The organism is Vibrio chagasii (genome assembly GCF_002954585.1).
GTDB lineage: Bacteria > Pseudomonadota > Gammaproteobacteria > Enterobacterales > Vibrionaceae > Vibrio > Vibrio chagasii_A.
On sequence record NZ_MSCI01000001.1, the window covers coordinates 580187 to 597292 of the forward strand.

Here is a 17106-nt window from a genome sequence, read left to right on the forward strand (position 1 = left end):
TAAAACCGAGGTTATACCGTATAAAAATGACGCATGTTTCCATTCATGGAATCAAGACCGAGTTTTACAGTACCTTGAATTAAAAATTTCACAGTCAATTAGTGAGTAACCGCAATGTCTCTCTGAGCCACACTCACACCCTTAATTTGAGCGAATACATTTTGGCCTACTTTTAAATTCAGCTCATCCAACGCCCACAAAGTAATGGTTGCCCATAGATAACACCCAGATTCCAACTCTAACTCTACCGCGACACTTTGCTTATTCGTGCCTTGTTGGTGAGTCTCTACGCTCCTAATCGTTACAGGGAGGATATTACGTATTGATGTACCTTGAGGCTGTTCTAGCGTAATTGAAACATCATTTGCCCTAACCTGGAGCCTCACAGCCGCTCCAATATCACTCGACACCTTTTGAACCCACAAAGACGTGGACTTTCCGAGTGTTAACCGAGACAAGGAATAATCATCATGATGTTCCACCAGCTTCCCTTCAAACAATGAGCTTTGTTCAGAGAAAGATTGCCATGGCTGCATGGCACGTGACGCCCATACCTGTTCTGTCACACCAGATGATACGACCTTACCTTGATCGATAATCACTAAATGGTTAGCCAAGCGTAGAATCTCATTAAGACTATGAGTCACATAAATAATGGGAATTTGAACCGTTTCAGATAGATTCTCCAGAAACGGCATCACTTCACGCTTGCGAGGTAAATCAAGAGATGCTAACGGTTCATCCATCAACAAAATACTTGGTTTAGACAAGAGTGCTCGACCAATCGCAACACGTTGCTTCTCACCGCCCGACAAACGCGCCGGATAACGATCTAACAACGAGTCTAGTGAGAGCAGCGAGACAATCTGATCAAAATGCACTTTATCTGTGCCTTTAATACCGTATTTAAGATTCGCCGATACCTTCATATGAGGGAACAGTCGTGATTCTTGAAATACATAGCCTACATTACGTTTGTGCGTCGGCAAATTAATGCCTTGCTCGCTATCAAATAGGGTTGTGCCAGAGACACTGATCAAACCTTTATCCGGCTGTTTAAGACCACTAATCGCGTTAATCAGAGACGTCTTACCCGCGCCTGAGCGACCAAAAATCGCTGTGATACCACTACTTGGAAGTTCTAAGTCGATATCAAAGAAAGTCTCGCCAAGCTGTTGCTGGTATTTCACGACTAACGCGCTCATGCGTTACCTCCTAGGCGTTGTGCCGACTTTCTGTTTAACCATTCAGACAGCATCAATGATCCCAAGGCAATCACAATGGAAATGACACACAAACGCGCGGCTTCCATTTCAGCTCCTGGAGTTTCGATAAAAGTATACATAGCTAGAGGAATGGTTTGAGTTTCACCTGGGATATTGGAAACGAAGCTGATGGTCGCACCAAACTCCCCAAGGCTTCGCGCAAATGAAAGCATGGTTCCGGTAATGATCCCAGGGATCATCAAAGGCAAGGTGATGGTAAAGAAAACTCTGACAGGAGAAGCACCCAACGTAGCTGCCGCTTCCTCAAGCTTACTATCAACTGTTTCTAAACTTAAACGGATTGAGCGCACCATTAATGGTAAAGCGACGACGACACATGCCAAAGCCGCGCCCTTCCAACTAAAGCTGAATACAATACCGAACACGTCGTTAAGCCATGCTCCTATCAGACCTTGTCTACCCATCATCACAAGTAACAAATAGCCAATAACCACGGGAGGAAGCACTAAAGGGAGATGAACGATGCTTTCAACAATGCTTTTGCCCACAAACTGCTTTTTCGCTAGCAGCCACGCTAAACCAATCCCGATTGGGATAAGCCACAAGATGGCAAAGCCAGCCACTTTCAAGCTAAGCATCAAAGCTTGGTATTCGTATTCCGATAGATACATCATTTAACGCACTTCAAAACCAAAACTGTTCAAAATGTCCTTCGCTTTCTCACTCGTAAGGAAAGTATAGAAGTCTTGTGCGACGGCTTGGTCACTCATTTTCGCTACAGGGTAACGTATTGGTGTATGCAGCTCCATCGGAAATGTCGATACAAGATTCACTTCTTTAGACAACAGCGCATCGGTTTTGTAAACAATACCGAGCTTAGCTTCATTGCGTTCAACCAAAGCCAATGCCATGCGAACGTTATTACTTGGCGCTAAACGAGTCTTGACGTCGTCCCAAACAGCCAGTTTTTCTAGTGCTTCTTTAGCATAGATACCAGCAGGCACCGACATAGTGTTGCCAACCGCAAGCCTTTCATTATCAAGAAGTTTAGACCACTGATCGCCTTTTGAGATATCAAATGAAATTGGATCTTCCTTGGGAGAGATTAGCACAAGTTCGTTGTCACATAGATTTGTGACATTGTCACTAGAAACATAGTCTCGATCGACAAGATGAGTCATCCACTTTTCATTTGCCGAGATAAATATGTCAGCTGGAGCACCTCTTTCGATCTGTCGTACCAATGAAGATGTGCTGGCATAGACAGGAATAACATCAACAGAATGGTTTTTCTCAAACTCTTCAACTAACAGATTAACCGCATTGGTCATAGACGATGCCGCATAAACACGTAGTTTCTCGGCAGCCAAAGCATGAGCAGAACTCAATGAGGTGGTTAACGCTACCGCTAAAAGAGTGACTAGTTTTTTCATTGCTCTCACTTCTCTGTTGTTCTTTTAATTTCTTGACCAGTTTGTTTCAGCTCAGGCCAAAGCAAATCAAGATTTAAGTGCTCTTCGATGGCGTCCGCGATTCTATTAATACCCAACTCTTTCAGTTGTTCGTGATCAATCGCTGATACTTCGTTGGCACCAGCCCACTCACAAATCAGTGACAACGCATCACTGTTATCCAATACACCGTGCAAGTAAGTGCCAAATATTGAGTTATCTGAGTTTATCGCGCCATCAAGGCTGCCAGATTCTAACTGAACCGGTAATGCCATTTCATTGACATCAGTCCTACCTACGTGAATTTCATACCCTTTAACTGGTGACGACTTTCCATTTAAGTTTAACGTGCCAAACACGTTAGTTAACGTTTTCTGCTGCGTTAACGTGGTTTCAACATCAAGGTACCCTAACCCTTCACTGCTGCCCGGTTCGCCTTCCACACCATCAGGATCGTGGATCAGATTCCCAAGCATCTGGTAACCACCACATATCCCCATCACTTTGCCACCTAAACGCAGGTTACGTTGAATATCTTTATCCCAGCCTTGTTGCTTCAAGTAGTCTAAATCGGCTCTTACAGACTTAGTGCCAGGCAAAATAATCAAATCAGCGTTGCTTAAACGCTCGCCTTTACCCACATAGCGAAGATCAATAGAAGGATTTAACCTTAACGCGTCAAAGTCAGTGTGGTTGCTGATCCGTGTAAGGACAGGTACCACGACCTTAAGCTTGGCCTCTCCATAGGACTCTTGGGCTGAGGTAATGGCATCTTCAGCTTCTAAATTGAAACCATGCAAATATGGCAACACACCAATCACAGGCTTGCCTGTTTTCTCTTCGAGCCAATCAAGGCCGGACTGAAGCAGAGCAATATCGCCTCTGAAACGGTTAATCACAAACCCTTTTACACGAGCTTGTTCAGATTCAGATAACAGAGCTAATGTGCCATACAGATGTGCAAACACGCCACCACGGTCAATATCAGCCACAATGATCACTGGGATGTCTGCCTTTTCCGCAAACCCCATGTTCGCGATGTCATTCTCACGAAGGTTAATTTCAGCAGGGCTTCCGGCACCTTCAATCATCACGCTATCGTATTCTTCTAAAAGTCGGTCAAATGAATCAATAACCGTATTCATCGCCACTTTCTTGTAATCATGGTAGCCCGTAGCCTCCATATTACTTAATGCTCGGCCTTGCAGAATAACTTGAGCACCGGTGTCTGAGTTGGGTTTAAGCAATACAGGGTTCATGTGAACCGAAGGTTCGATGTTACATGCTTGAGCCTGAACAGCTTGAGCACGGCCAATTTCCCCTCCGTCTTTAGTCACTGCACTATTTAAAGCCATATTCTGTGGCTTGAACGGTGCCACCTTAATTCCCTTCCTGGCCAAAACACGGCATAAACCTGCCACCAATACACTTTTTCCGGCATCTGATGTGGTTCCTTGAACCATAAGGGCGTTTAATGGTGCTCGCATTCGTACTTAAATCCTTAATTTCTCAGCCCGCAGGCAATACTTCTCTTGCACCATCTTAACGTCATTGACGACTAGATGCTCAATAAAATGAATGGAAAATGAATGTGTTACTCACTCTAGATTCAAACCGAGTGTTGTTTAATAGCCTCATCGAAACAAAACGTTTCAACTAACAAACAACATTAAGGGATTCACCATGAAAAAAACTGTATTAGCTATCGCAACCACTATTATCCTTGCTCCAACTTTCGCAATGGCTGGTGACCACAAAGACAATAAGCACGAGAGCTCTATTGCTTACACAGGACCTATTGAAACTGTTTCTGTTGCGACCCTACTTGCAGACACAAGCATGTTTTCCGAGCAAGACGCAATTGTAGACGGTAAGATTGTTCGTCAGCTTAAGAACGATACCTTCATCTTCTCTGATGGCCAGAGCGAGATTCAAATTGAACTGGACGACGATATCCGTCTAGCACAACCGTTAACAGCAGATACCAAAGTACGTATCTTCGGTGAGTACGAAGGTGGCAAAACACCGGAAATCGAGGTTGACCACATCCAAGTTCTATAAGCGACAAATATAAAACTAACGACTTCAAATAAATTGGCCTGCATATTGCAGGCTTTTTTGTATTATACTGCCGCAAAATACATTTATATGGAGTCACCATGCTAGGTTGCACTAACAAGACTGTCCTTTTAGGACTAGCTGCACTGTGTTCATTCTCTGCGTCTGCAAACAACTTTAACTACAACACATTCGAGCTGCGCATGGGTACCAGCCCTAGTACCTTCGGTGGTGAAGTAACAACCATGTTTACTCAGAACTCACACTTTGTTACACGTATCGATTCAGAATTCGAAAGTGATTGGGATGCAGCTGTCGGTATGGGATTTAATGGCCCTATTAGTCAATTTGCTGATGTGACCGGACAAATGCTTCTGCACAACATTGAACGTAATGACGACAACCATATCAAAACCGAGATTAACCTAGGTTTAAGAGCTTGGTTAATGGCAAACGTTGAAGTCAATGCACGCCTTGGTCAACTGATTGACAATGACGACACTCGCTCAATCGTAGGTATTGGCGCTCGTTTCCATTCAACAGATCAACTTTCTGTAGGTTTGGACATGCGTAATAATGGTACTTACGGTCATCAGTTGTTAATGTCAGCTCGATTCGGTTTCTAGACCTTTAAAAGCGTTGACCAAAACAACTAAACTAATTTCAAAGCCGACTTCCTAAAGTCGGCTTTATTCATCATATAAATCAGTCAATTAACAGATTTCCCCTATCCTAAGCCCTCAAGATTTTTGCTCAACGACACTTGAATAACGTCCATCGATCTATTCAATTTACTAGATTGCCAATTACTTGTTTTAGTTACTTTTTATATTAGCAATTTATTAATAAAAGCTAACTGATAAAACAACTTTACGATAGTACGGCGTACTGACACTCTCTCCAAAAAATTAATAGAGTGAAGTACCGTAAATGGGTGTTAACAGCATTTCAATCAAGAACAAACTTACATTAATATTTGTTGTGATTATTTTCGCAATGACAATGATCCAAAATTATATGACTGGCAAACAACTGTTAAATGAGACTTACCGCTCTATTCAACAGTACTCTTCCACACTGACCGATACGAATGTCGCAGGCAGTGAAAAGTGGATTGAGGGACGTATCAATGTCGTAAACGCAGCGAAAAATGCGTTCAAATACACAGATAACCCATTCACCTATTTCACGCAGAGTACGAACGCAGGTCGATTCCAAATTGCTTACGCTGGTCTTTCCGATGGTCGTTTCCTACAAGGCGTTCATTTACATGTACCTGAAGGCTACGACCCTCGAACTCGAGATTGGTACAAAGTACCTATGTCTACTGGCAAAACGGTCGTAACAGAACCTTATTTAGGCGTGGCAACCAATGACCTAGTTGTGACCATTGCAAGCCCATTCAACACGAGTGGGTACTCAGGTGTCATCGGCGCGGATCTTAACCTAAATACTTTGATCAACGACGTGGTAAGTATTGAACAACCTGGTGTTTACGCATTCCTTGTAGATGGCAGTGGCAAGATTGTTGCTCATAGGGACCGTAATCTAACACTTAAATCGGTTGCTAACGTTTCACCAAACCTTTCAGCGAGCAAGATCAAATCGTTGTCTCAAGATCCAGGTTTCGAAGAAATCAGCATCGATGGCGAAGAGTCCCTACTTTCAGCGAAGAAAGTTCCTCATACCGATTGGTACTTCACTGTCGTAATCGATAAAACCCAATCATTTGCCTCTTACCGCTCTTTGCTGCGTCAATCGGCTATCTTTGGCCTGATTCAGCTTGCCGTTATTGCATTCGTGGCAATGTTTATCATCAAAAAGGCACTAACAACGCTCAGCTCGGCAATGGAGGCTCTATCTGAAGCTCTATCTAAAGGCGATGGTGATCTAACACAGTGTATCTCGGTAAACACCAAAGACGAGATCGGTACACTGGCTCATCACGTCAATGCCTTCATCGCCAAACTACAAGAAATTGTTCGTGATATCGCAGACTCTTCGAGCCAGTTGAACGAGCAATCTGAAGTCAGTACCAATGTTGCACGCCAAACGAGCGATGGCCTAACGGTTCAATTGCATGAGATCTCGCAAATTGCGACTGCAGTACACGAAATGTCGGCAACGGCAGAAGAAGTGGCAAACAACGCACAAATGACGGCAGATTCGGCGATCAGCTCTACTGAGAACTGCGAGCAAGGCAAACAAGTGATTATCCGCAACCAAGATTCAATCACTAACCTTGCACAGCAAGTAGAAAACGCGTCGGGCATTATTCAAGAGCTTGAAAAGAATGCATTAGACATCAATGCGATCCTCTCGACGCTCTCTGACATCGCTGAACAAACTAACCTACTTGCACTTAACGCAGCAATAGAAGCGGCACGTGCCGGTGAACAAGGTCGTGGTTTCGCCGTTGTTGCCGACGAGGTTCGAGTACTGTCTCAACGAACTCACAGCTCAACCGATGAGATTCGTGAAATGATCGAGACTCTACAGAAAAACAGCGTGAGTGCTGTTGAGTCGATGCAACGCAGCCAAGACTTAGCTCAATCTAGTGTTGATGATACGAACAATGCCACCACAGCGCTTGAAGAGATCGCAACATCGATCCAGCAGATCTCTGATATGGCGTCACACATCTCGAATGCGGCATCTGAGCAAAGAACCGTGACTGGTGAGGTAAGCAAAAACATCCAATTAGTTAATGATGTGTCAGACAAGATGTCGACGGAAGCCGATAACTCGCTTCACCTTTCAGAAGAATTACGTGGCATCGCCCAACAATTGAATGCTCAAGTTCAGCTATTCAAGTACTAACAACGTCTTGGAGTTTTTGTTCTTCTAAGAAAAAGCCCCGACCACAACCGTGCTCGGGGCTATTTACATCTAGTGATGATTACAAGTTAACCATCAACATCTTTTTCTGATGATCCAAGTACTCTTCATAGGTACCTTGGAAACTCACTAGTTGCTGGTCTTTCACATCAATAATGTGTGTCGCAAGTGAAGATACAAATTCACGGTCGTGACTCACAAAGATAAGCGTCCCCGGGTATACCTTAAGTGCGTCGTTGAGCGCTTGGATCGCTTCCATATCCATGTGGTTCGTTGGTTCGTCCATCACAAGCACGTTAATGTCTTGCATCATTAACTTGCCAAATAACAGGCGGTTCTTTTCTCCACCAGAACAGTTACGCGCTTTCTTGTTTGCATCGTCAGCAGTAAACAATAGACGACCAAGAATGCCACGTACCATTAAGTCATCATGCTTCGCTGTACGCCACTGTGAGATCCAATCGAAAATGCTCAGGTCGTTATCAAAGTCTGCACTGCTATCTTGTGGGCAGTAACCAACGGATGCGTTTTCAGACCATTTTACGATGCCTTGGTTTTGCTCAAGTTCACCGACTAAACAACGTAGTAAGGTAGTTTTACCCACACCGTTCTCACCAATAACCGCAAGGCGTGTACCCGCTTCAAGTAACAAGTTACCACCAGCAAATAACGTTTCACCTTCGAAACCGTGGCCTAGCTCTTGAAGTTCGAGCGCTTGGCGGTGTAGCTTCTTACCTTCGCCGAAGTTAATCGACGGGCTCATGCGGCTCGAAGACTTCACTTCATCAAGAGTGATCTTTTCCATCTTCTTAGCACGAGAACTCGCTTGCTTCGCTTTCGATGCATTGGCACCGAAACGGTTCACGAAGTCTTGCAGCTCGTTGATTTCGGCTGTCTTCTTCGCGTTGGAAGCCAGAAGTTGTTCACGACGTAAACCTGATGCTTCTAGGAAGTACTCGTAGTTACCTGAATAGATACGCAGTTCACCGTAATCGATGTCCGCCATGTGTGTACATACAGAGTTCAGGAAGTGTCTATCGTGCGAAATGATGATCATTGTACATTTACGCTGGTTTAGCTCTTCAGCAAGCCAGTTGATGGTGTGAATATCCAAGTTGTTGGTTGGTTCATCAAGTAACAGAATATCTGGATTCGCGAACAGCGCTTGTGCCAAAAGCACACGCAGTTTCCAACCCGGAGCAACTTGCTGCATCAGGCCAAAGTGTAGCTCTTCTTCGATACCCGCTTGGATAAGAATATCGCCAGCACGACTTTCCGCTGTATAGCCATCCATTTCTGCGAATTCGCTTTCAAGCTCTGCCACTTTCATACCGTCTTCTTCGCTCATTTCAGGCAAAGAGTAAATACGGTCACGCTCTTGTTTTACTTCCCATAACTTTCTGTCGCCCATGATCACAACGTCAATTACGCTGTGCTGCTCAAAAGCGAACTGATCTTGGCTCAATACGCCCAGTTTTTCTCCAGGAGTGATTGAAACGTTGCCCGAGCTCGGTGCTAGCGCACCACTTAGGATTTTCATGAACGTCGATTTGCCGCAACCATTGGCGCCAATCAGACCATAGCGATTGCCGTTACCAAATTTAGCTGAGATGTTTTCAAACAAAGGCTCTGCGCCAAATTGCATTGTGATGTTCGCGGTAGATATCAAAGAAGTAATTCCTAAGCGTGTACTGGATAGATAATTATTAGGCAGTTGGATAAACCTAAATAAGGACTACGAAAGTATGGGTTAAACGAAAATGAAGCGCGGATTATATAGAGATCAGGATCACATTGTCGAGGCTAAACAGTGAACGGTTCACTTACAAAGACGAATTATCGGTATTTACCTAAATCACGGTCGTAAAAATGAAAAAATCCCCGCTAATTCAATTAGCAGGGATTCGATTATTAGAAAGTTAACGTGTCAGAGTAGCTCTGAAACTATTTAGTCACTTTCTTCTGAACGTATTTCTGACTTACGTCGACAACCGCCACATCTCTAAAGAAGCTTCTTCCTAGCAGAAGTGGGAAAGAAAGGTGCGTTCGGTCCGCTAGAGTAAATTCAGTTTTGTCTTTTAGATCACCAATTTGGATCGAAGCGACAACCACTGCACGACGTTGTGTGCCTTCAGCACTCGATTGCTTGATCTTAACCCAACGCTCTACAGGTAGACTGATCTCTTCTGTTGTGATGCCATCGTGCGCGATTTTAAACTTAACCCAATCTTTACCGTCACGTTCAAACTCTACGATATCCACAGCACTGATTGAAGATGTCGTTGCACCGGTATCTACACGCGCTTTAAACGCCTCTTTCAAGCCAGGAACAAATACCCACTCTTCTTCACCAAGGATCAGTTTACCGTCACTGGTTTTGGTTGGTTTTGCTGCCGGTTTTTCTTCAGGCTTTGGTTTCGCTTCTGGTTCAGTTGGTTTTACTTCTTCAGGCTTCTCGGTAGGTTCCGTTACTTTGTCGCCTTCAGTTGCGTCTGTCTTAGAAGAATCGTCAACAACTGGTTGTTCGATCTGAGGCTTTTGCTCTGGTTCAACCGGTACCTGAGTCGTGGTTGTACAAGCAAACAAGCCGCCACTTAACATTAGGGTTATAATCGCTTTCCAATTATACATTCAGTCACCTTCTATTATTTTGATACGTTGGCTATCGCTTTCGCTACGTAAGGAATGTGGGATTCAGAAAGACCTGCAATATTGATGCGTCCATCACCAACACCGTAGATGCCATATTCTTCACGTAATTGATTCATTTGAATTTCTTTAAAGCCTAGTACAGTAAACATACCTTTATGACTTTCAATGAAATCAAATTGTGACGTGTTATAAGTATTTCGCAATTCATCACATAAACTTTGGCGCAGATTTAACAAACGTTGCTGCATTTCACTCAATTCTTGCTTCCAAATCGTTGTTAGATCTTGATTCTGAAGAATTGTTTTAACCAACGCCGCACCGTGATCTGGCGGCATAGTGTAAGTTGAGCGAGCAAGCGTCAGTAACTTACCTTTCGCATTACCAACATGTTCACTGTTTTTACCAATCACAATCGCAGCGCCCGTTCTTTCACGGTACAAGCCGAAATTCTTTGAGCAAGAGGTAGTAATTAACATCTCTTCCACGTTGTTCGCCATGTATTGAAGACCTTTTGCATCTTCTTCTAGGCCGTCACCAAAGCCTTGGTAAGCAATATCAACGAATGGTAAGAAACCATTTTTCTGCGACAATTTCGTGATTTCCTGCCACGCTCCAAAGTCGATATCAGCACCCGTTGGGTTATGACAGCAACCGTGCAGTAGTACCACGTCTGATGGACCCGCTTTCGATAGGTCATCTAACATTCTTGCAGTATCAACTTGCTTCGTTTCAGGACTGAAGTAATTGTAGTATCGAACTTTTAAGCCTGCCGCTTCCATCACAGGTTTGTGGTTCACATAGCTTGGGTTTGAAATCCAAACTGTAGTGTCTGGTTGAGAAACTTTCATTAAGTCACCCAACATTCGAAGTGCCCCACTTGCACCTGGTGTTTGAATCGCAGCAACACGATCCATTGCAGAAGTCCCTTTAAGCAGCAGATCAACCATGCTTTGGTTAAACTCTTCACAGCCCGCTAGGCCAACGTAAGCTTTCGTTTTCTGTGTTTCAACAACGATATCTTGAGCCATAGATACGGCTTTCATGATAGGTGTTTCGCCTTGGTCGTTTTTATAAACGCCAATGCCTAAATCGACTTTGTCAGTGCGAGTATCGCCGCGGTAAGCAACAGAAAGAGATAGAATTGGATCTAAAGTTGGTTTTGGTAGATGTGAAAACATGAAAGTCACAACCCTTTGAAATTCAAGTAATGAACTTCACGTTAACATTATCGTAGTAAAATCAGAAACATTTTTTAAGAGAAGCACTGAGTTCACAGAAGTAATCAGAGATTGGTCATTTTACCGGGCAAATTCGTGCAAAAAATCAAACAACTATTAATATTTCCACTAATAAAAGTGAGTGTAGATAAAAGTCAGTTCCCAATTGTGGCGCCGCGTTTGAAGTGCCTTGGCGTCATTCCCGACCATGCTTTAAATCGAGTACTGAAGTTTGCCGCATTCGGATACCCAACGATCTCGCCAATGTGTTGAATAGACCAGTCGCTCGATTTCAATAAGCGCGCCGCGTACTCCATTCTCATTCGCATGATATGTGTCATCGGGCTATGAGAATAATAACGCTGGCATAAGCGATGAAAGTGATGCTCTGAACAAGGAAACAAGTTTGCTAATTCATGTACGTTCCATTATTTGTGAAGCTGCTTTTGGACATTGTCGAATACGCGCCTCAAACGAACTAGGTTTCGTGACTGGTGGTTAGGGACCGGTGCATTAATCAAAAACTCTATTTGTGCCACACTGTGATTGGCGATGGCACCACCTAAATCAATCGGCAATGCAATGCTTCTCAACAGAGTATGTATGCAAGATGAGACAACTTCTGCCGCAGGCGAGAGTGTATAACTGATTTCATCACTGACGATATTCTCCCAGTGTTTATCCGGCGATAGAAAGATACACGCTATCTGCCATGTTTCTTCTTCAATACCAAAACCATTCTCGATGCAGGATGGTACAGTAATGCAAGAGCCCGGCTCTAGGATGTAACGGCACCCTCTACTCTCTAACCAACCTTTCCCTCTAACCGTAAACAACATATGTTTCTGTTGATTCTTTCGGTATACCGAAAGGAAATCCCGGCACGATGCCGTACCACACTGAACGATACCTAGCTCTTCGAATGCCAGAACATGGCTTTGGTCGACAAACTCTTGATGTGTCTTTTCAGAGATCTCGTATCGCTCTTGCTTTTCGCTCATTCCGGTGCCAGCTCATTTAGGTGACCAAGCCATAAAAGTAGATAGTTTGACAAAAGTCTGTGATGAATGTGAACAACACAGTGAAATTAAATGCCGATACACTTCTTGCATATTAACGACAAGGGAAATGCGATGCTCTCTACATATCGTCATTTAGACAAAGATTTTGGCAAAAGCTACTGCACATCGGTTTACCTGTGTCATTACAAACTATGCTGTTCTCACTGCTCGGCGTAGTTGATATTTTCATGGTCAATCAACTCGGTGATGCTGCAACCGCAGCGGTCGGTGTTGGCAACCGCATATTCTTTTATAATTTGATCATGGTGTCTGGGATTAGTGGTGCAGTGAGCGTGCTAGCTTCGCAATATTTCGGAGCGGGTGACTTTAACGGCATCCGACGTGTGTTGGCGCAATCATGGGCACTGTCTATTTTGGCCATCATCCCTTTTGTTTTGATTTATACATTGGTTCCTGAATCAGTCGTGTCTGTAGTGGCCTCAGACCCTGATTACATCCGCTTGGCAACGGATTACCTTTGGATAACAGGAGCCAGCCTTATTGGTACCGCAATTGTAGTGCCACTAGAAAGCGCACTGCGATCGGTTGTTGAAGCAAAATTGCCCACAAAAATCAGCATTTGGGCAATCATCGTCAATGCAATTCTAAATGCACTGCTTATCTTCGGATTGTTTGGTTTCCCAGAGCTAGGTGTGGTTGGCGCAGCGATCGGCACTACGGTTTCACGATGCTTTCAAACTGTCGCGCTGGTAGTAATGGTAAGAAAACACTATCTACATTTGTTCCCTACAATCGGCAGTTTGCGCGATGCCATCTTGCCTAAGCACAGAAAGAAGTACTTCAAGATCGCTATTCCGATGCTAGTTCACGATACGGCGTGGGCGGGTGGAATACTAATTTACAATGTCATTGTTGGGCAGATTGGCGTTGGCGAGCTTGCGATCATCTCGTTATTATCGCCAGTGGAAAGTATCTTAATTTCGGCTTTCTTGGGTTTTGCCGTTGCCGCCTCGATCATCCTTGGTAATGAGATTGGTGCTAAGAACTATCAACGGGTTGAAAATACCGCTTGGGGCTATGTGCTTGTGAGTTGCGCGCTTGCTACTTTGCTAGCACTGCTGTGTTTTATCGCCAAACCCGCCATTGTGCAATTGATCGATTTAACGCACCTGGAACTCAAAGATACAGCGGTTAATGTCACGTTGGTAATGGCGGCTGGCATGATATTACGAGTCTTCAATATGGTTGGCATAGGAAGCGTATTGAAAAGCGGTGGCGACATCAATTACAGCATCTTTATCGACATATTTGGTCAGTGGGCAATTGGTATTCCCCTCGCCTATTTCACTGCTTTAGTACTTGGCTGGTCTTTAGAATGGGTGTTGATGATTGTGTTGCTGGAGGAGCTGGCGAAGATCGCATTAACTAGCCAACGAATCCACTCTAAGAAGTGGATAAACAACCTCATAGAAGAGCCGGACCAATTGGCCGCCTAAATACTGATTAGAACTACTAGAACAAACGAAAAGAACTCACACCCAAGGGCTGATTGATTACATTGTGCTAACCATGATGCGCTTTTTCTTTTCACAAGCCTACGAAATGACGACAACCTTAGATATCAGTAAATCGATGGATAATTTGGTTTGAACTACCACGCCAATCCAGCATTGGATCCGCTTTATCTTGCTCGAAACGACCATCAATTAAAGTATCAACGTATTCCAGCACTTGCTTCTGATTTTCATCCAACTCACCAAGTTCATAGCCAGTCCACATCCAGATATCTTTGCCTTTGCATTCTGCTTTTACGCGCTTAACCAACTTCAGTATTTCAGAAACGTTCGCAGGATGCAGAGGATCACCACCAGAAAGCGATAAACCACGGCGTTTGATACGCAGATCATTCAGATCAGCAATAATGTGGTCTTGTAGCTCTTGAGTGAACAAATGCCCGGAGTCCAACCTTTGCGTCGACTGGTTATAACACCCACGGCACTGGTGCACGCAACCCGATACGAACAAAGTACAGCGTGTGCCTGGGCCATTTACGACGTCGATTGGATGATATTGATGATAATTCATAAGGCAGTATTGAAAACTCGTGATGGCTGAATGGGTTACTTAAAATGTAGCGAGTAGTGAAACCAATAAATTGGTATCGACATTAAGCCGATACCAATCTTGTTTCGTGAAACGTAGATCTTTTAAAGAAGCTAGCTGACGAACTTACAGTTCACTAAAGGTGCTTCACTCGACGTTTAACCTCTTCTTGCTTACCGAAGTTAAATGGTCGTGCATCAGGGCTACCAAGATAACCACAAACACGGCGTGTTACTGATACTTTAGTTGAGTCATGGTTGCCACATTTAGGACAGGTAAAGCCCTTACTCGTACAATCGAACTCACCGTTGTAACCACACTCGTAACACTCATCAATCGGCGTGTTAGTACCGTAGTAAGGGACACGTGTGTAGCTGTAATCCCATACGTTTTCTAGTGCTTCGATGTTTTTCTGCATGTTAGGGAATTCACCGTAACAAATGAAACCACCGCTAGAGATTTCAGGATAAGGCATCTCGAAATCAATCTTATCGTATGGGTTCACTTTCTTCTGCACGTCTAAGTGGAAGCTGTTTGTGTAGTAACCACGGTCTGTTACACCATCAATCACACCAAACTCTTTGGTATCAATGCTGCAGAAACGGCTACATAGGTTTTCACTTGGTGTGCCGTATAGGCTGAACGCGTAACCTGTCTCTTTCGTCCAAGATTCCACTTCACGCTTCATGTACTCCACTAGCTCAAGCGCTTTAGCACGCATTTCGCCATCGTCGTACAAATGAACTTCAGTGCCGTAAAGTGCAGTCATCGCTTCATGGATACCAATGTAACCAAGAGAAGCAGAAGCACGGCCGTTCTTGAAGATATCTGCAATTGAATCATCCACTTTCAAGCGAACACCACATGCACCTTCCATGTAAAGGATTGGAGCAACACGTGCCTTCACATTTTCTAGACGAGAAATACGAGTTTCTAATGCGCGACGAGCAAGCTTCAGTTTTTCATCAAGCAACTCGTAGAACTTCGCCATATCTTGTTTTGCGTTGATCGCAATACGTGGCAAGTTCAAGCTCACAACACCTAAGTTGTTACGACCTTCATGGATAAGCTCGCCGTTTTCTTCGTATGTATTCAAGAAGCTACGGCAACCCATAGGTGTTTTAAATGACCCTGTCACTTCTACTACCTTGTCGTAGTTAAGAATATCTGGGTACATACGTTTAGACGCACACTCAAGTGCCAGTTGCTTGATATCGTAGTTTGGATCTTGTGGCTGGTGGTTCAAACCATCTTTGATAGCAAAGACCAGTTTAGGGAACACGGCTGTTTTACGGTTCTTACCTAAACCTGCAATGCGATTCTTCAAGATTGATTGCTGAATCAGTTTCGAGCCCCAGCTTTCACCTAAACCAAAACCGAACGTAACGAATGGTGTTTGACCATTAGCGGTGTGCAGTGTGTTTACTTCGTATTCAAGAGATTGGAATGCGTCGTAACACTCTTTCTCAGTGCGAGAAATAGCAAACGCTTCTGGGCTGTGAATATCCCACTCTTTCGCTAACGATAAATGCTTCTCGTAACTTGCCATCACGTAAGGTTCTAAAACCTCGTCGATACGGTTGATCGTTGTACCGCCGTAAATATGGCTCGCCACTTGTGCGATGATCTGCGCAGTTACTGCCGTTGCGGTAGAGATAGACTTAGGCGTATCGATTTCTGCGTTACCCATCTTGAAGCCATGCGTTAACATGCCTTTCAAGTCGATAAGCATACAGTTAAACATCGGGAAGAACGGTGCGTAGTCTAAATCGTGGTAGTGAATGTCACCACACTCGTGAGCATGTACGATGTCACGTGGCAAAATGTGAGTTTTTGCATAGTGTTTAGCCACGATACCCGCTAGCAGGTCACGCTGAGTTGGGATTACTTTGCCATCTTTGTTCGCGTTTTCATTGATCAGATCAACGTTGCTTTCTTCGATCAAACCTTCGATTTCACGAGTTAACGCACTTTGTTTTTCACGAGCGATGTCGCGATCGTGACGATATTCGATGTATGCGCGTGCCAGAGACTTATATGGTCCCTGCATTAGCTCGTTCTCGACCATGGTTTGAATTTCAGAGATATGAACTTCATCGTAGTCTTCGAGCTTCAACTCAACTGCTAATGCCACATTCAATGCATAAATAGCAATTTCCTTATCGGTTTTGTCTGATGCTGCTTCCACTGCAGCCTGGATGCGATCTCTACTGAATGGAGCTCTTGAGCCATCACGCTTGATTACGATTGATTTCACCACTTCTCCTTACTCTTGAGGTATTCACAGACTTATCCACAAACACACTATATAGAGCGATTTACCGTTAAACTAACACTAGATATAGTGGCGTATTTAACGAGAACCACCAAACTTGAGTATTGATTTGGATCAATAAAAAGAGAACGCTGACTAAGATCAATTCAATATTATTACGCTAGTTCTCAACTCGAAAAGAAACAATGTAACAATAAAAATACTGCTAAAAAGAGTTGAATTTTTGGTAAGTGTTGTAGGATAACGGCTCATCAATATTGGTCG

Annotated in this window: 12 protein-coding genes and 2 pseudogenes; 4 read left to right on the plus strand and 10 right to left on the minus strand. The window is 43.9% G+C overall.

Going from position 1 to position 17106, the window contains the following annotated elements; genetic code table 11:
* Positions 1-98: 98 nt before the first annotated feature.
* The 4 genes from modC to BTO10_RS02830 are packed head-to-tail and all read right to left on the minus strand — an operon-like array spanning position 99 to position 4164.
* On the minus strand, positions 99-1205 hold the full coding sequence (gene modC, locus BTO10_RS02815; RefSeq protein WP_105023503.1) for a molybdenum ABC transporter ATP-binding protein ModC: 1107 nt from the start codon (positions 1203-1205) through the stop codon (positions 99-101).
* The gene (gene modB, locus BTO10_RS02820) at positions 1202-1900 is read right to left on the minus strand and encodes a molybdate ABC transporter permease subunit (RefSeq protein WP_105023504.1); all 699 of its coding nucleotides are present in this window, start codon (positions 1898-1900) and stop codon (positions 1202-1204) included. The genes modC and modB overlap by 4 nt, the downstream gene beginning before the upstream one ends.
* Complete coding sequence (gene modA, locus BTO10_RS02825; protein ID WP_105023505.1) at positions 1901-2659, minus strand: molybdate ABC transporter substrate-binding protein; 759 nt, start codon at positions 2657-2659, stop codon at positions 1901-1903. It lies immediately after the preceding gene.
* 5 nt (positions 2660-2664) lie between these two features.
* Positions 2665-4164, minus strand: coding sequence for a cobyric acid synthase (locus BTO10_RS02830; protein ID WP_105023506.1), 1500 nt, complete (start codon positions 4162-4164; stop codon positions 2665-2667).
* 196 nt (positions 4165-4360) lie between these two features.
* Here BTO10_RS02830 and BTO10_RS02835 point away from each other — a divergent pair, with 196 nt between their 5' ends.
* The 3 genes from BTO10_RS02835 to BTO10_RS02845 all read left to right on the plus strand — a co-directional run bounded on the left by BTO10_RS02835 (position 4361) and on the right by BTO10_RS02845 (position 7555).
* A complete protein-coding gene (locus BTO10_RS02835; RefSeq protein WP_105023507.1) occupies positions 4361-4738 on the plus strand; it encodes a YgiW/YdeI family stress tolerance OB fold protein in 378 nt (125 codons plus the stop codon).
* Between the two features lie 98 nt (positions 4739-4836).
* Positions 4837-5361, plus strand: a complete 525-nt coding sequence (locus tag BTO10_RS02840; protein WP_105023508.1) for a hypothetical protein — start codon at positions 4837-4839, stop codon at positions 5359-5361.
* Between the two features lie 391 nt (positions 5362-5752).
* Positions 5753-7555, plus strand: a complete 1803-nt coding sequence (locus BTO10_RS02845; RefSeq protein WP_258096971.1) for a methyl-accepting chemotaxis protein — start codon at positions 5753-5755, stop codon at positions 7553-7555.
* A gap of 79 nt (positions 7556-7634) precedes the next feature.
* Here the strand turns inward: BTO10_RS02845 and BTO10_RS02850 are convergent, their stop codons facing one another.
* The 4 genes and pseudogenes from BTO10_RS02850 to BTO10_RS02865 form a co-directional block, all read right to left on the minus strand.
* Positions 7635-9242, minus strand: a complete 1608-nt coding sequence (locus tag BTO10_RS02850) for an ABC-F family ATPase (protein WP_105023510.1) — start codon at positions 9240-9242, stop codon at positions 7635-7637.
* Positions 9243-9517: 275 nt separating this feature from the next.
* The gene (locus tag BTO10_RS02855; RefSeq protein ID WP_004739168.1) at positions 9518-10204 is read right to left on the minus strand and encodes a putative ATP-dependent zinc protease; all 687 of its coding nucleotides are present in this window, start codon (positions 10202-10204) and stop codon (positions 9518-9520) included.
* Positions 10205-10218: 14 nt separating this feature from the next.
* A complete protein-coding gene (locus BTO10_RS02860; RefSeq protein WP_105023511.1) occupies positions 10219-11403 on the minus strand; it encodes an amino acid aminotransferase in 1185 nt (394 codons plus the stop codon).
* Between the two features lie 194 nt (positions 11404-11597).
* A pseudogene (locus tag BTO10_RS02865) lies at positions 11598-12443 on the minus strand (helix-turn-helix transcriptional regulator).
* A gap of 90 nt (positions 12444-12533) precedes the next feature.
* Here BTO10_RS02865 and BTO10_RS02870 point away from each other — a divergent pair.
* A pseudogene (locus BTO10_RS02870) lies at positions 12534-13960 on the plus strand (MATE family efflux transporter).
* Positions 13961-14078: 118 nt separating this feature from the next.
* Here the strand turns inward: BTO10_RS02870 and nrdG are convergent.
* Together nrdG and nrdD are read right to left on the minus strand one after the other, a co-directional pair.
* A complete protein-coding gene (gene nrdG, locus BTO10_RS02875; RefSeq protein WP_105023512.1) occupies positions 14079-14549 on the minus strand; it encodes an anaerobic ribonucleoside-triphosphate reductase-activating protein in 471 nt (156 codons plus the stop codon).
* A 154-nt stretch (positions 14550-14703) separates the two neighbouring features.
* Positions 14704-16824 (minus strand): anaerobic ribonucleoside-triphosphate reductase, encoded by a 2121-nt coding sequence (gene nrdD / locus BTO10_RS02880; RefSeq protein ID WP_105023513.1) that lies wholly within the window; start codon positions 16822-16824, stop codon positions 14704-14706.
* Positions 16825-17106: the final 282 nt, after the last annotated feature.